The sequence below is a fragment of the Mesorhizobium sp. P3_A8 genome (assembly GCF_056402995.1).
The window spans coordinates 449,242-465,634 of the sequence record NZ_JBFUGI010000001.1 but is presented as its reverse complement, the minus strand read 5'-3'; the positions used below and the strand labels follow the sequence as shown (position 1 = coordinate 465,634).

General features: G+C 60.1%; 11 protein-coding genes. 6 read left to right on the top strand and 5 right to left on the bottom strand.

Features of this window, described 5'->3' with window-relative positions; all coding sequences use genetic code 11:
* Positions 1 to 28 precede the first annotated feature (28 nt).
* From AC1DX4_RS02090 to AC1DX4_RS02075, 4 genes are all read right to left on the bottom strand, one after another.
* Complete coding sequence (locus AC1DX4_RS02090; RefSeq protein WP_477218730.1) at positions 29 to 2,716, bottom strand: DUF5906 domain-containing protein; 2,688 nt, start codon at positions 2,714 to 2,716, stop codon at positions 29 to 31.
* A gap of 94 nt (positions 2,717 to 2,810) precedes the next feature.
* Positions 2,811 to 3,170 (bottom strand): hypothetical protein, encoded by a 360-nt coding sequence (locus tag AC1DX4_RS02085; protein WP_477218729.1) that lies wholly within the window; start codon positions 3,168 to 3,170, stop codon positions 2,811 to 2,813.
* An 11-nt stretch (positions 3,171 to 3,181) separates the two neighbouring features.
* The gene (locus tag AC1DX4_RS02080; RefSeq protein ID WP_477218728.1) at positions 3,182 to 3,496 is read right to left on the bottom strand and encodes a hypothetical protein; all 315 of its coding nucleotides are present in this window, start codon (positions 3,494 to 3,496) and stop codon (positions 3,182 to 3,184) included.
* Positions 3,497 to 3,735: 239 nt separating this feature from the next.
* On the bottom strand, positions 3,736 to 4,932 hold the full coding sequence (locus AC1DX4_RS02075; RefSeq protein WP_477218727.1) for an integrase: 1,197 nt from the start codon (positions 4,930 to 4,932) through the stop codon (positions 3,736 to 3,738).
* Between the two features lie 794 nt (positions 4,933 to 5,726).
* Here AC1DX4_RS02075 and AC1DX4_RS02070 point away from each other — a divergent pair.
* The 6 genes from AC1DX4_RS02070 (at position 5,727) to AC1DX4_RS02045 (ending at position 14,749) form a co-directional block, all read left to right on the top strand.
* Positions 5,727 to 7,376, top strand: coding sequence for a type I restriction-modification system subunit M (locus AC1DX4_RS02070; protein ID WP_477218726.1), 1,650 nt, complete (start codon positions 5,727 to 5,729; stop codon positions 7,374 to 7,376).
* Positions 7,366 to 8,688: a restriction endonuclease subunit S gene (locus AC1DX4_RS02065; RefSeq protein WP_477218725.1), complete on the top strand. Its 1,323-nt coding sequence runs from the start codon at positions 7,366 to 7,368 to the stop codon at positions 8,686 to 8,688. Before AC1DX4_RS02070 ends, AC1DX4_RS02065 begins: the two co-directional genes overlap by 11 nt.
* The gene (locus AC1DX4_RS02060; protein WP_477218724.1) at positions 8,685 to 9,236 is read left to right on the top strand and encodes a hypothetical protein; all 552 of its coding nucleotides are present in this window, start codon (positions 8,685 to 8,687) and stop codon (positions 9,234 to 9,236) included. Before AC1DX4_RS02065 ends, AC1DX4_RS02060 begins: the two co-directional genes overlap by 4 nt.
* Before the next feature lie 2 nt (positions 9,237 to 9,238).
* Complete coding sequence (locus AC1DX4_RS02055; RefSeq protein WP_477218723.1) at positions 9,239 to 9,934, top strand: abortive infection family protein; 696 nt, start codon at positions 9,239 to 9,241, stop codon at positions 9,932 to 9,934.
* A complete protein-coding gene (locus AC1DX4_RS02050; RefSeq protein ID WP_477218722.1) occupies positions 9,931 to 13,074 on the top strand; it encodes a type I restriction endonuclease subunit R in 3,144 nt (1,047 codons plus the stop codon). Before AC1DX4_RS02055 ends, AC1DX4_RS02050 begins: the two co-directional genes overlap by 4 nt.
* A gap of 328 nt (positions 13,075 to 13,402) precedes the next feature.
* Positions 13,403 to 14,749: an MFS transporter gene (locus AC1DX4_RS02045; RefSeq protein ID WP_477219104.1), complete on the top strand. Its 1,347-nt coding sequence runs from the start codon at positions 13,403 to 13,405 to the stop codon at positions 14,747 to 14,749.
* Between the two features lie 39 nt (positions 14,750 to 14,788).
* Here AC1DX4_RS02045 and AC1DX4_RS02040 read toward each other — a convergent pair whose 3' ends face one another.
* The gene (locus tag AC1DX4_RS02040; RefSeq protein WP_477218721.1) at positions 14,789 to 15,907 is read right to left on the bottom strand and encodes a LacI family DNA-binding transcriptional regulator; all 1,119 of its coding nucleotides are present in this window, start codon (positions 15,905 to 15,907) and stop codon (positions 14,789 to 14,791) included.
* Positions 15,908 to 16,393 lie beyond the last annotated feature (486 nt).

Genomic DNA, 16,393 nt, shown 5'->3' with positions numbered 1-16,393 from the left:
AGTGGTCCGGGTAAAACGCCGTTTTCCATCAGTTCGACTCCCAATCGAGGCGCGTTCCGAGCATTTCACTGAAAGCATCACGGCAGACGGTCAGCTCGGGAAGATTGAAAACACGGGGGCGCGCCTCTCCCTTGCGCGGGCGCCTTTCGCCGATCCCTGGACAAATGCGACGGATTGAACGCCCGAACTCGGCTTCGTGCATTGGTCGTGCAATCTTGGCCGTAGGCCTTTCATAGTCTGCGTAGAACTCTGCCTTACTAATCTCTTCCGGCCAGCCCTCCGAATACTGGAAGGTTCCGCTTTGAAGTCTGCTCAGCCACCAGCGCTCCAACGGCTCGAGGCTTGCCAGCTTCTGGTCGAGCAGCGCCTCGGTCGCTGGTATGTGGCGGAGATTAACAGAGCCCAAATCGTAGGCCTGAAGGAAATGCAGAAGCCCACCCAAGCCGCCACTGGCCATTTCCGCCGCGATGGCGCCGAAGTAATTTGTATCCTGCTTCCGGTGGTCGGCAACGTCGAGCACGGCGAAGCGCCTTTCGTCGACACCAGCCGGAACAGCCCATTTCGAATTCGTTGTGATGAGCACCCGGACATTGTTTCGAACCTGGATCGTGTCGATGCCTTTGCGCTCGATCCTCATGTGATCGCTGGTAATGAGATCCTTCAACGCACCACCGGCGGCCACCCTGTCGCCCGCCCAGAAGGCTTCCTCGGCCTGGACAAGAATGGCTCTTTCCAGATGAGAGTTGAAACGGCCGGTCAGGTGATCGGGCTGAGACACGATTACGTGGTGCGCAGGAAACAGGGCGCCGACGTATTTGCCGACAATGGATTTGCCCGTGCCCTGGCCGCCGCGGAGCACCAGTGCCACGCCAGGCTTCTCGCCCGGCCGCTGCACCATCTGAGCGAAGAACGAAATAACCCAAGCATATAGCTGGGAATCGCCGCCGCAGACGTTGGCACGCACGTGTTCGAGGAAGAGCCGGCAAGAGGCCGCTATATCCGGTTTGACGGCGAAGCCACGCCAAAGATTGAAGCTGCGCGCCGGGCCGCCCTCCGGTGCGAACACGACTTGTTCGTACTGTCGGCGAAGCGGGCTTTGAAGCCAAACCTCAAACACGGTCGCCGGTTTCTTGTTTTGGATAATGGTGTCGTTGGCGTACCAGTCGCGGATATTCGCGACCGTCCCGAAAGATACTTCGCCGTCAGCGGCTTCCGTGATGATGAGAGCTTTTCCGCCTTGCCTGACAACAGCATGGCGGTCGTTAAGCCGTTGAACAGCAACCGTAGCTGGGTCGGTGGGCGACACGGTTTCGGCGGGCAGATCGATAGTGGCGGGGTCAACAAACCAGTGGGCGGGGTTCCGCACTAGCCGATAATGGATGCCGCCATGAGCATGCGAATATATCCGAGCTTCGCTGCTGCTCTCCGCATACAGAATCGCCAAGTTTCGCCCGTTGCCATAATTAGGCTCGAACGGATCCGGCCCGGTCAGGCCATGGTAGCGGGCTGGGTTGTCCATAATTTCGGCGACAGTGGCGGAACTTCCGTTATCGAAATCCAGGGTAAAGTCTTCGGTCAACACGTGCTGCTCAACGGCAAGGCCGACGGCCTTCGCTGCACGATCGGCCGGAACGCCTTTGGCCACGAGGGCCGCTTGGCGGTCGGCGCGCCAGCGCGCGCGAACGGGCGCCGCCTGCGGCTCCAGTTCGGCCACGATCGTTGCTTCGATAGCCCCCAGCTGAGCGCGCTGCTCGTCCGTGAGTTTTGGCAGTAGGCTGGTGTCGAGAAGTCCGCCATTGGGATTTACAATTTTCGGCACCCGCACATTGGGATCGTGCTGCAGGTCGACCGCCTCGAGATGGGCGTTGGCCTCATACCAGTAGCGACTGTAGTCTTGGCTCGCCGATCGATCGATCAGCGTCTTGGTTATGACCCTGCCGGCCGCGTTGACGACACCGAACCCGAAACCCGCCAGAACGAGGTGATCGTGCAGCCGCGCCGCGAAACCTTCATCGCCTTCCACGTCCGAACCGGACTTTGCGAAGTAGAAGCGATGTTGGCCCGAGTTGGGCCCTGTTTTGTGGCCGGTCTTCCTGTTGCAGATGCCTGCCGACACTGACGGCCGCTGCACATAGGTTGCGGCACCCAAGGCGGGAAACACGCTCCGCAGAGCGCCGGAGATGTCCTGGTATTCTGCCAGTCGCCGCAGCAGAAACTCGGGCCAAGTCTTTATGTCGAGATCGAGGCCGACTAAGGCAGCACCTGTAGGGGCCGGGAAGTTTACCTTTGTCTTCGCAATCGCGCCTTCGTTTTGACCGATCTCTCCCATCGGAACGACCGCCCAGGAATGTTTAGCTGCGGGCGGAGGTGCCAGAACCAATGCTTGATTCACCGTCAGCCCTGCCAGAATTGATGCAAAGCCTGTGGCTATCGCCGCGCTATCGCCGCTGACCGTCGTCCGGTCAGCTTTCGCGCGGCGGGGTACACCAGGTGCGTCCTTCTGAATTGGTGCCCCCGCTACATCGGCGGTGAATGCCTTTGTCAGACGGGCCTCACCGGTCATGATGGTGAACGCAACGGCGTGCGGTTCCGCAGGCAGAGGCTCTGGGGGCGCGAAATCCGCAAACAGTTTAGGGTGCGCCGCGGGCCGGGGTTTGGCCAATAGGTCGCCAATGTGGAGAGGTTGCGCCGGAAGCGCTTTGACTGTAAGGTTCATTTCGGTTCCGATACGATCTTAGCGCCGACCTTGCCGTTTCCGCGGCGGTCGGCTTTTTCGTTTCAAATTCGTGTCGGTCGATTTGGTCGTCGGGCTAGGAAGACGTGCGGTTTTCTGCCAGTTCGCCCATGGCAGGGGCGTACCAGAGATATTTCGCCATCATGTCGCGGAACTTCGACGCCTGTCGCAGCTTCTCGAGCACTCGTCGCACGTTGGGGCCGGTGTTTGCCCGCTCGCTCGGCGGCAGTGATATCGCCAGTTCGAAGAACATCTCTCCAGGACGTCCGTCCTGATTGGCGCCTCGCGCCGTGAACATCACCATGCCAGGCGTCATCGCCTCGCCTGGGAATAATTCGGCAACTGTCAGCGGACGCAGATCGCAAAACACCGGCGGCCGATCGAGCACCGTCAGATGGCCAAGCCGCAAAGCTCGGCGGCGCTCAGCGCGGGACATCAACGCGGCCGTCAAGCTTCCCACCCTGCGCGAGCACGCTCTTGGCGCTTGGCGCGCGCTGCTGAGCCGCGGTCGGAAGGTGTCCAAGTGTCCGCGTTGTCGATCAGCTTAATGATGGTGCCGACCGCGACGAGAGTCCGGCCACCGAGCCGATTGAAGGATAATTTGCCTTCGGCCTCAAGGCGATACAGCGACGAGGGGGAAAGACCGAGCAGTTCGGCAGCAGTCACGAGCGGGAGGAATGGCCGCTGGCGCCAGGGGATTTCCGGTTTTGGGGTTTTGGTGCGATCGGCGCGCGACGGCGCGGCTGCAGCTTGGACTGCCATCTGACTTGCCTTTCAACGAAGCGCTACGCGCTCATTTTTCGGGAGGGGGTGCGTCGCGCCACTCCGGGCCAGCCAGTTCATCAGGTTCGCAAAATCAAATGCAACGCAAATGCACTCTATCAGGGTTCAGTATGATGTCAAGCCTAAACGGACATCAGTACTTGCGTACAATGCGATGGTTGTTCATCACATCGCACCGATACTAATTCGTATGTCGTTTTTATTTGTGTATGTCGAAACTAGAATCTCAACGCGGCCCGACGCGATAGCTCTTCGGTGGCGTCAACAATGAAGGCCGAATAATGCTTCTCGATCATTTCGCTGCTCGTATCGTGAAGCGCCGCCACCAAACGGACGGGCAGGCCGGCTTTCAACCCGCGAACAATCGACGAATGTCGGAAAGCATACATAATAGTGTCCGTCGGCAAGCCGGCCTTTGCGATGGTTGCGGACCAAAATTTGTCGACTTCGTAGGCCGGCCCCCAGGCCCGCCGACGGTCCTTCTCCCACTTCACCGGCCCGACGCTGCGGTATGCCCAGCGCTCAAGCAGTGGCGCGTCGGCCTCGCGGTTGGCCAGCGCCGGCTGCAGCCGCTCCACGACTTCGGCCGCAACCGGTGTCGATACTGCGGGCCTGGCCTTTGCAGAGCGGCCTTTCGAGGATCCGGGCATCATCAACCGGGAATGTTCGATCTGGACGTCGCCGACCCGGAGCAGCCGCATTTGCGAGTGGCGTGCGCCAGTCGACGCCGCCACGAGAGCCAAGCGGCCGAAGTCGGTGTCAACCTCAAATGCCGCATCGACGGCCGACCTGATTTGTTTGTCGGTTAGCAATTGCTTCCGGGCATCGGCGGTCACGCTCAGCGCCCGAGTCCCGACTTTAATCTCCATAGGTAGATGGGCCGGCAGCTCGCGCCTATGGCGTTCAGCGGCCGAGTTGAGGGCCGCTCGCAGGTCATTCAGCAGCCTGTTCAATGTCGACGGTGTAATCGGCTCTGGGGCACCTTCGGCCGGTGTGACTTCGCCCTGGTCGCGGACAGACAACCTAGCTCGCCATTCCTCGATGATGCTGGCCCGGAGTTTCGAAAGACGCGTCCCGGCAAATTTGTGATCGGACAGAACATGGCGGGTCAGGCGCCCTTCGGCGTTGCCGCCTTCACGCACCGATCGCTTTTTCCGCTCGGCTACATAGGCCGCCACTGCGGATCGAACTGTCGGACCATCCGAGCCGGCTGCAGATGTTTGGCTGGCCTCGTATTGTCGTTTGCTCCAGTCGAGGGCAGCGGTGACGGCAGCTCGATATGTCAGCGTGCCGCCCGCCGGCGTTCCGTCATCATCGGAGGCGCCGAGCTTCTCCTCAACGCGATGGCCCTCGGCAACGATCTTGGCTATCCAAACGCCGGCGCCGCAGGCCGGCTTGCGATACCCCAGGCTCACGCCGCCGCGGCCGCCACTGACCCCTTGCCAATAGGGATTCTTCCGCGGCGCTAGACGACCGCGCTTGGACGGGCTATCGATGTCAGAAATTCGCCGTCCCACAGAGCGTCCCACACAGATTGGAGAGATGACTGTGATAAGCATAACGGCAAGTGGCCGGGATACAAGGCTTTCAGGATATCATCTTTATCCGGCACGGACCTGAGCATCGCCCTCCGAAGGCAGAGGTCACAGGTTCGAATCCTGTCGGGTGCGCCAACGTACATTCGCAAATCGACCACGTTTCGCTTTTTTCGGTTGTCGGAACGTTGATATTTGAAGGCCGGTGCCGATCCCGCCCGTCGCCTGCGTTGAAACCTCATTTCCGAGTTGGACAGACGAGAATGGACCGCTAGTGTAGCGATTCAACGACAATGAAGCTGGGCGGCTTATGTATAAACAGGGGGTACCATCGCCGAAGCGCTCGGTCGTAGTCAGACGAAAAGCTACGTCTTGCCCGCACCTCACGCGAACATCTTGCCAAACTTGCAACTGCGAGCACGAAAAGCGAGCGAAAATGCCCCGTAAACGGCCTTGGGCTCACTTCCTCGAAGCTGTGCTCCAACCCCACTGCCGCATCATGCACGAACTGGGCAACCTCCCAGTCGATCTGCAAGATTTTAGATCTGTCTACGCCGCGAGCCGAGACCGCCACGGATCAGGCTAACCGAAACGCTCGGTCGCCTGGTCCCAGCCTCGACGGCACCCGTCGCGGCAGAAGGACAGTTTAACTATCCATCGTTACCGATCACACCTTGAAGTCAGGAATTGCAGTGCCACGAGGACGTAAACCCGGGACGAAGAGTGCGGCTCCCAAGCCGGAAAAAGTAGCACCACCGATTGCGACAACGCTCTGGGCTGCAGCCGACAAGCTGCGGGGCAACATGGATGCTGGCGAATACAAGCACGTTGCGCTTGGCCTGATATTCCTGAAATACATCTCGGACCGATTCGACGCCCGCCGCAAAGCTGCGCTCACCGACCCTGAAGAACGAGATCTTGTCGACGACCGCGACCTCTATCTCGCCGACGGGATCTTTTACGTCCCCGATCGCTCGCGCTGGGACTTTCTCAAAGAAAACGCGACCAGCACCAAGCCCACAGTCGGCGAGTTGCTGGATCAAGCTATGCTCGACATCGAAGCTGAGAATTCCAGCCTTCGCGGCGTCCTGACTAAGAACTATGCGCGCCAGGAACTGGATCAGACCAAGCTCGGCGAGGTCCTGAAGCTGTTCTCCGACATCAAGTTTGACGACTCCCACAAGGGGCAAGACGTTCTAGGCCGTGTCTACGAATACTTTCTCGGCGAGTTCGCCAAGATGGAGGGCAAGCGTGGCGGGCAGTACTACACCGCCGGCTGCGTGGTGAAGCTGCTAGTCGAGATGCTGGAGCCGTTCAAAGGCCGCGTCTATGACCCTTGCTGTGGTTCCGGCGGCATGTTCGTGCAGTCCGAGCGTTTCGTGGAAGAGCACGGCGGCCGGCTCAACGAAATCTCCGTCTACGGTCAGGAGTCCAACGCAACGACGTGGCGCCTCGCAAAGATGAACCTTGCTATCCGTAGCATCGAAGCCAATCTCGGCCCCAAATGGGCGGACACCTTTCACGAGGATCTTCATAAGGGCCTGATGGCGAAATACATCCTAGCCAACCCGCCGTTCAACGATAGTGACTGGGGCGGTGAAAAACTGAAAGGTGACGGCCGCTGGAAGTATGGTGTCCCACCCGTAGGAAACGCCAACTTCGCCTGGCTCCAGCATATTATCCACCATCTTGCGCCAGATGGATACGCAGGCGTGGTGCTGGCCAACGGTTCCCTCTCGAGTCAACAATCGGGGGAAGGTGACATCCGCCGGGCCATGATCGAGGGGAGTGAGATCGCGGAACCGAATGGAACGAAGACACTCCTTCCAGGGCTCGTTGACTGCATTGTGGCCCTCCCCGGCCAGCTCTTCTCCACGACGCAAATCCCTGTCTGCCTCTGGTTCCTCACGCGCGACAAATCCAACGGTATCTCACGCGACAAGAAGTTACGAAACCGTACAGGTGAGATCCTTTTCATCGACGCGCGCGGGCTCGGCACGATGGTCTCGCGGACGCTGAAGGAACTGACCGACCAGGACGTCGCCAAGGTCGCTGATACCTATCATGCCTGGCGCGAGGTTGGCGGTCGTTATGAAGACGTGCCTGGTTTCGCGCGAGCTGCCAACGTCAAGGAAGTGGCCGATCAAGGGTATGTTCTGACACCGGGACGTTACGTTGGAACTCGGGAAAGCGACATCAAAGAAGAACCCTTCGACTTCAAGATGGGGAAGTTGATCGAGGCGCTGCGCGAGCAGGTGGATAAAGGCGCCATGCTCGACGATCGCATCCGAAAGTCTCTGGCGGGAATTGGCTATGGCTGGTGATTGGCAACCAGTTCCGTTGGGATCATTGGCGGCAGACCACGAGGGTGCAATTGCAATTGGCCCTTTTGGCTCGGCGATGAAAGCTGAACTTTATACTTCGAATGGCGTCCCGGTCATCCGGGGAACGAACATCAAATCCAGTCGCAAATTGGGCGGGGACTGGGTTTTCATTCCAGAAGATTTTGCTGACGCAATGCCGCGCTGTGTTGTCCGTGAGGGTGATCTCGTGTTCCCTCATAGGGGTGCGATCGGCGAAGTCGCACTCGTACCCGGAAACCGGGATCGGTATTTTCTATCGACGAGCTTCATGAAAATCACGCTGGATCGGGAGAAGGTCGATCCCAGATATGCCGCTTACTACTTCAGGTCGGCCGTAGGGCGCTCGGAGATTATGCGGTTTGCGTCGCAAGTGGGCACCCCTGGAATCGGGCAACCGCTGACATCGCTTCGCCAGTTTGTCATCCCAGCGCCTCCGGTGTCGATACAGCGCGCAATTGCGGACCTACTATCGGCCCTCGAAGACAAGATTGAGCTAAGCCAAGAAATGGCGGCAACCTTGGAAGAGACAGCGCGGGCGTTGTTTAACAGCTGGTTTGTAGACTTCGATGCAGTTCGCGCCAAGGCCGAAGGACGCGACCCCGGGCTTTCAGTTAAGACGAGTGCGCTCTTTCCGGAGCGCTTCGGAGCAGATGGCTTGCCTGAAGGGTGGGTGAAGCGGCCGCTCCTTCAATTCGCGCGTCTGATTTCGGGAGGGACCCCCAAGACTGACGAGCCAGCTTATTGGAATGGCCTGCTGTCTTGGGCTAGCGCCAAGGACGTAAGCCAGTGTCCCGATCGATTTCTGATCGGGACTGAACGAACTATTACAAAAAGGGGCCTAGACGAAAGCGCAACCCGTATCGTGCCTGCGTTTTCGACCGTCTTCGTCGCCAGAGGTGCAACTACAGGAAGACATTGTCTGTTGGGGCGTGAAATGGCTATGAATCAGACGTGCTACGCGCTCGATTCGATTAAAGAGACACCCTTCTGGCTGGCCTGCGCCTTCACGCACCTGGTGGATGAATTGGTGCAGAGCGCGCACGGCTCTGTATTCGACACGATTACCACCACAACGCTAGGTACCGCCAACGTTATTGATGGTGGGCAGGCATTAATGGGCGCGTTTGAGATATCGGTTCAGCCACTGTATCAGCGCATACTTGGGCTCATTGAAGAGGCCGCTATACTGCGTACTCTCCGCGACACGCTGGCACCCAAGCTGATCTCCGGCGAGCTTCGGATCAAGGACGCCGAGAAGGCGGTGGCCGCATGAACGAACGAGGCGTCGACTTTGCCTGGTCCATATTTTCAGACCTACCTGATGAGCCAGAAACCAAATACGGCGCAATGCTGGTCAATTGGAACGGTCAGACGGGCCGGACGACATACGACATGGCGCAATCCTACAAGACAGCCGCCTTCCGCTTGCTGGACGAGGCTAGCAGCTGCAACGAGTCCTGGGAGAGCATCGATCCGATTTTGTTCTGCTTCCGGCACGCTCTCGAACTGAACCTCAAGGCGATCCATGAGGCCCAACCGCAGCGAAACCATGGCCTCCGCGACCTCGCTTTCCAACTGCACGAGCGTCTGACAGGTTGTTATCAGCAGTCGCAGTTGGACTGGCTCAGGGATCGCATTCTGGAGTTCGATACCGTCGATCCACGTTCGACGGCGTTCAGGTATGACGACGTCGCCAATGCCAATGTCGCGCCTGAGGTTTGGGTCGACTTCGCGCGGCTCCGTCGGATCATGAACGCAATCTTCAGCGCACTTGACAGGGTCCGGCTTGACGACTTCGAGCGTGTCAGGAAGGAACCCTGACGATGCCCTACTCGCTCCAGATGCTCCGCGCCCTGCTTGAGCTCCACCCAGACCGTGCGGAGCCTCTCAGGATTCACATAGAGGCCTTGGAGCGCAGCATCGAGAGCCAGCCGGCCTTCTGCCTGCAGAGTGTCAGGACGCTCTTCGAAGCGGCACATTCGACGATAGGGCCACGCTTGGGTATCGAGTTTCGCAAGAAAGACGGCTTCCCGGACCGAATGCGCGGGGTGATCGATGCGATGGATTTCTCGCTAACAGATCACCCAAACGCAGCGGATATCAACGAACACATCAAGGCGCTTACCAAGGGAATCGATGACATTGCTGTCGCGCTGGCGAAACTCAGCAACGTACCCAACATGCGCCATGGCGGATCGCTCGATTGGGGAACGCTGCAGCGCCAGCATGCACTGATGCTTGGCGGCCTTTGCGACAGCCTTGTCGCCTTCTTGTTCGATGTCGCGTGGAGCCGAGCGGAACCGGGGCTGCAGGACGACGGTGCCGCGACCTACAGCACAAATGCTGCGTTCAACGAGCATCTCGATGCCGAGTACGACATGGTCGAGATAGCAGCCGCAAGCTTCCAACCGAGCTACGTTCTCTTTCACTTGGACGAAACGGCCTATGATGCCGCCCGCCTCGATTGGGAGGCAGAAGGTCTGACCGCAGGCTCTCAGGGCGCCGAGATTGCGGCATGACCGAGAGTTACGTCCTGCCGACGGAAAAACGACGCCTTGAGCTTGCAGAGGAGGCGGTCGAACTCGCAGCCCTGTCCTGGTTCGAACTGATTGGTTGGAAGTCGGTTCCCGGCGACTATCTCGCGCCTGATGGCCCCATGGGCGCCCGTACGGATTATCGGCAGGCAATCCTGGAGCCGGAGCTACGTAGCGCACTGGCAAGCCTCAATCCGGAAGCGACGGCAGCCATGGTCGATGCGGCAGTGCGAACGATCATGGCCGTGCCCAGCCAGGATCTGATCGAGAACAACAGGCTTTTCCATCCGTTTCTAGTTTCTGGCGTTCCAGTCGAGATCAACGACCGTGGAGAGACGCGAACTGTCGGGTTGCGAATTCTTGATCGCGATAGCCCCTCGGCCAACCGTCTGCTCGTCGCGAACCAGTTCATCGTGAAGGGAGACCGTGGCGTCGTTCGCACGGACCTGACCGCCTTCGTGAACGGACTCCCGGTAGCGATCTTTGAGTTCAAGAGCCCAGCCAGCATCAATGCTACGCTGGAACGGGCACATACCCAGTTGAGGAACTACGCCGAGAAATGCCCGGACCTATTCCGTGCGAACCAGGTTCTCGTCGTAAGCGACGGCATGAAAGCCCGGATCGGGTCGCTCACGGCGGAACCGGATCGGTTCGCGCCTTGGAGAACCATTGATGGAACCGATCTGGATGACAGCGGTCGGTCGGAACTCGAGGTGCTCATCCGTGGTGTCTTTGCGCCGGAGCGCTTCCTCGATTTCATCGTCGACTTCGTGGCGTTCGAGGTGAAGGACGGGACCGTCAGGTCGAAGAAGCTCGCCGGATATCATCAATTCTACGCCGTCCGGAAGGCATTGGCTTCAACCGTGGCCGCCTCAGAGAGCAGATCACGGAAGGGCGGTGTCGTGTGGCACACGCAAGGGTCTGGCAAGTCGCTGACGATGCTATTCTTCGTGCGTCAGCTCCAGTTGGCCAAGGCGCTTAAAAACCCGACGATCGTCATGGTAACGGATCGCAACGACCTGGATGACCAGCTCTTTGGCACCTTTGTTGACCATAGTGCGGCTCTACGCGGAACGCCCCGCAAAGGCGAAACAGCGGAGGAGATGCGAAGGCTGCTGTCAGTTGATATCGGCGGCCTCGTATTCACGACGATACAGCGGTTCCGTGGTGCGGATGGCACACACCCGCTGCTCACGGATCGCAGCAATGTCGTCGTGATCGCCGACGAGGCCCATCGAACGCAATACGGGTTCAAGAAGACATTCGTGGAACGCGACGGCGAGATCAGGGAAGCTGTGGGGTTCGCGGACTATCTCCATCAGGCCCTGCCGAATGCCACGGCCGTTGGGTTTACTGGGACACCTATCGACGAAAGGGATCGCGACACTTACGGAACCTTCGGCGACGTCATCGACACCTACGACATGACGCAAGCGGTGAGGGACAAGGCGATCGTTCCAATCCACTACACCGCACGGCTGGCTAGATTGCACTTAAACCTGTCCGATGAGGACCGGGTCCAACTCGACACACTGGCGGAGGAACTTGCGGAAGGAGAGGACGCTGCCGTCGAGCGGATCAAAGGCAAGCTCGCGAGATTCGATGAGGTCGTCGGCGCCCCAGACCGGGTGGAAGAAATCGCGGCAGACGTCGTCGCGCATTTCGAGAAACGCAGGGAGGCGATGGCCGGCGGCAAAGGAATGATTGTCGTGATCAGCCGGAAAGTCGCGGTGATGCTCTATGACGAGATTGCCAAGTTGCGCCCTGACTGGGTTTCGGCCGAAGCGCGCGATGACACTAGTGGTATGCTAAAGGTCGTCATTACCGGGAACCGCTCTGACGACCCTGCTTCGCTGCAACCGCACCTACGCACGAAGTCTCGGCTGGAAGCTCTCGCCAATCGCTTCAAGAAGCCGGCGTCCGGCTTCGACTTGGTCATTGTCCGTGATATGTGGCTGACAGGATTCGATGCACCCTCGCTTCACACTCTCTATGTCGACAAGCCGATGCAAGGGCATGGCCTCATGCAGGCCATCGCGCGTGTCAATCGCGTCTGGGGTGATAAGCCTGGTGGCTTGGTCGTTGACTATCTCGGTATCGGAGCCGAATTAAAGGCGGCTCTTTCGAAATACACCCAGGGCGATCGCGACCAGGTGCGGATGGACGCCGACGAGGCTGCTCGGCAGACGCTTACAAATCTTGAAAGCTCCTTGGCATTCCTGGAAGGTGCACCGTGGCGTTCCTTCTTTGGGGCAAGTCCTGTTCAGCGCCTTACGCTTCTCAAGCAGTGCCTTGAGCACCTTCTGTCGACCCAGCACCGCGACGCCTTCATCGATGTCGCTTTGAAGCTTGAGGTCGCTTACGCGATTAGCGCCGGTGACGAGCGGGTCACGGCGAAGCGGAATGAGATCGCGTTGATCGCGGCCCTCCGGGCGAACCTGGTGAAGTATACCTCCGGTGGCGGCCGCAGTCGCATTTCGGTCGAGCGCGACATACGTCAACTCCTGTCGCGAGCGGTTATGGCTGATGGGATCCTCGACGTCTTCCAGTCTGCGGGACTAGACCAGCCCGACCTTTCAATCTTTTCCGAAGAATTCCTTGCCGAGGTACGCGGTAGCAAACAACAGAATCTGGCGATTGAGACCCTTCGCCGACTGCTTGCTGACGAAATTAGATCACATGCCCGAACGAATATCGTCCAATCGACAAAGCTGAGCGATCGCCTCGACGACACCCTTCGGCGATACCATAACCGCGCCGTCGACAGCGTGCAGGTCATCGAAGAGCTAATCGAACTCGCCCACGAAATTCGGGACAATGCAGCGCGCGCTCGGGAGTTAGGTCTCACTGAAGAGGAAATAGCATTCTACGAGGCACTGGCGGACAACGGATCAGCAAAGGAACTGATGGCCCACGAGACACTCCGAACCCTCGCGCAGTTGCTTGTTCACACCATACGGGCGTCAGCGACGATTGATTGGACGCGGAAAGAAGGCGTCCGGGCAAAAATGCGAATTGAGGTGCGAAAGCTGCTGGCTCGGTATGGTTATCCGCCCGATCTGCAGAAAGCAGCTGTGGATCTTGTCGTCAGACAGGCGGAGACAATCGCAGCCGACTGGGGGTAAACCATACGATGGCATCTTTCGGCCATTTTCGGCTCATCATGAGCAGTTAAACTAGACGGCTCTTCCGCCATTGCAGGTCAGCGGGCACTTCCGCTTCGTAGTCGGATATCACCCTTCCCAACAGGGGCCGGCCAGCGCGCAACGCTCGTGACAAAGCTGGCCGACCATTTCCCCGCCTCTGGTCTGCCCATCCATCATTGCCAACAATCCACACGCCCCCTATTTCGATCCCCATCGATCCTGATGAGGTTCCCACCCACTCGGCCATAGCCTCATCGACAGCAGAAGAGGGCGCTACCCAGCCCCGTCGGAGTATGTCCCAGTGTCCATCTCAGCCACCGCAGCGTCCGCCAACGCCGTTCCCGCCAATCCGCGTTCGCGCGTCATCCTGGCGAGCCTGATCGGCACCACCATCGAATTCTACGATTTTTATGTCTACGCCACGGCAGCGGTGCTGGTCTTCCCGCATCTCTTCTTCCCGGCGGGCAATGAGACGACAGCGCTTCTCGCCTCCTTTGCCGTGTTCGGCGCGGCGATGATCGCGCGGCCGCTTGGCGCCATCTTTTTTGGCCATCTCGGCGACAGGCGCGGCCGCAAGATCACGCTGGTCGGCGCGCTGCTCACCATGGGTGTCGCGACGTTCCTGATCGGCCTCTTGCCGACCTATCCGGTGGCCGGCTGGTTCGCGCCCGCGCTGCTGGTCCTGCTGCGGCTGGCGCAGGGCTTCGCGCTCGGCGGCGAATGGAGTGGTGCGGCCCTGGTGGCAACGGAGAACGCGCCGAGGGGCAAGCGCGCGATCTATGGCACGTTTCCGCAGCTTGGCGCGCCGATCGGGTTCATCATCGCCAACGGGCTGTTCCTGATCATCGCGGCCGCACTGCCTTCCGACGATCCGTCGCGGCCGTCGCTCGCCTTCCTGGCGTGGGGATGGCGCATCCCGTTCCTGTTCTCGATCGTCATGGTCGCCATCGGCCTGTGGGTGCGCCTCAGCCTCGTGGAAAGCGCTGCCTTCGAGAACGCGGTCCGGAAAGGCGAGGTCAAGAAGGTGCCGCTGGCGGCAGCGGTGAAGACGCACTGGCGGCAGCTGATCCTCGGCACGTTCTACATGCTGGCGACCTACGTGCTGTTCTACCTGATGACGACCTTCTCGCTGAGCTATGGCCGGGCTGCGCCCACTGGCGCGGTTCCGGGTCTCGGCTACGACTACACGACCTTCGTGCTGATGATGATCATCGGCGTGGTGTTCTTCGGCATCTTCACCCTGGTTTCCGGTCCGTGGGCGGAGCGTTGGGGACGGCGCAGGACACTGATCGCGATCACCCTCGGCATCATCGTCTTCGGCTTGCTCTGGGTTCCCATGCTGGCGGCCGGCACCGTCGGTGTCATGGCCTGGCTCATCATCGGCTTCACCCTCATGGGCATGACCTTCGGGCCGATGGGCGCCCTGCTGCCGGAACTGTTCCCGGCCAGCGTCCGCTATACGGGCTCGGGCATCTCCTACAATGTCTCCTCGATCCTTGGCGCCGCCGTCGCGCCATTCATAGCGGTGGCGCTGTGGCGCGTCGGCGGCGGCAGCCCGTTCTGGGTCGGCGTCTATCTCTCGGCGATGGCCGTGCTGACGCTGATCGCGCTGATGATCGGGCAGGAGACCAGGGATATCGACATCGACAGCTAGCGCTGTCGTTAAGGGGCCGATAGCGGTCGTGGGTAGCAATCAACCGCCCGCCACCGCCCTTACACTCTCCCGCTCGACCAGTGGGCATTCCAGCTTGGTGATGGGATAGCGCCCCTGCCCGGGCGCCGCCGGCGCCTCCAACTGTTCGATCGCCCATTGGCCCATCGCCATGTGCGGCAGGATCGAGGTGGTCAGCGGCGGGAACAGATGCCGGGCGATCTCCTCGTCGTCGTAGCCGACCACTGAAATGTCTTGCGGAATGTGCAGGCCGGCTTCCTTCAGCGCTTCGTAGCAGCCGATCGCGGTGCGGTCGTTCTGGCAGAAAATCGCCGTCGGGCGGTCCTTCAGCGCCAACAGCTTGACGGTCGCGGCATAGCCCGCACTGGCCGACCAGTCGCCCTCGACCACCAGCTCCGCGTCGAAGGGGATGTCGGCCGTGGCGAGCGCGCGTCGGTAGCCTTTCAGCCGGTCCTGCGCGGCCTGCATCCACGGCTCGCCGGTGATGGTGGCGATGCGGCGGTGGCCGTGGCTGATCATATGCCGGGTCGAGCTCTGGCCGCCGGCGATCTCGGAAGGCACCACGGCGGGAAAAGCGTAGTCGGCCGTATAGCAATTGAGCAGGATCACCGGAATGTCGAGGCTGTAGAGGAAGTCGGGCGCCGTGATCTCGCGGGTGAAGATGGTCATGTAGATCAGCGCCGAAATGCCCCGCCGGGTCAGCGCCTGGATGGCGCGCGGCTCCATCACGGCGTCGCCCATGGTCTGCGCCACCAGCAGCACATTGCCGGCATTCCACGAAGCCTGGCGTGCGCCTTCGATGGCGACCACCGCCTCCGGGCTGGTCGCCAGCTGGTCGACGGCAAAGCCGATCACCCCGTCGAGTCCATCAAAGGTGGGTCCATCAAAGGCGGCAACAGGCTTGCGCAGCGCCGAGAAGGCGGGCGCGCTGTAGCCCAGCGCTCTTGCGGCCTCGATCACCCGTTCGCGGGTCTGCTGCGACAGCCGGATGCCGGGCGAATTGTTGAGCACGAAGGAAACGGTCGCCTGCGAACAGCCGGCGGCCCTGGCGATGTCGGTCATGGTGACCCGCCCCTTGGGCTTTGCCGGCGCCTTGCGGCGCTTCGCGGTCTCGACGGCCGGATCCCTGGTCTCGCTCATTGCATCCGTGTCCCCAATCCCCGGCCTGTCTAGCGGCAGCCTGCCGGCCCGACAAGATGCCGCGGTGGCGTCGATTTATAGAAACCGTCGCTGAATTTATATCTATTAGCAGGCTGTTGATCCATCGGTCGAGCGGCTCCGGGTACTCAGAAAGGTAGGAATAGCAAGGATTGGACTGCCGCGCTGGCAAGCAAGCCATCGTCGGCAGATCGGTTGCGATGTCGCGCGGATCTGTCCAGGCGCGGGCGAATACTAATACTGTTTACTAATACAAAGATGCGCTGTAACGTCAATCCGTCGCGCCCAGCCCACTGGGTCCCGGGTGCGGCGGGAGTGCTCGTGAATGGTCCGATGGTGAGCGGATATTGCCTCCGCGAGCCTTGTAGCAGATATGTGATATGTCAGACAAATCGGACTATTTACGAATGAGGGATGAGTCTCTAAAGTCCGTGATCGTGGCTGGACGACGCCATTCTTTCAGTGCCG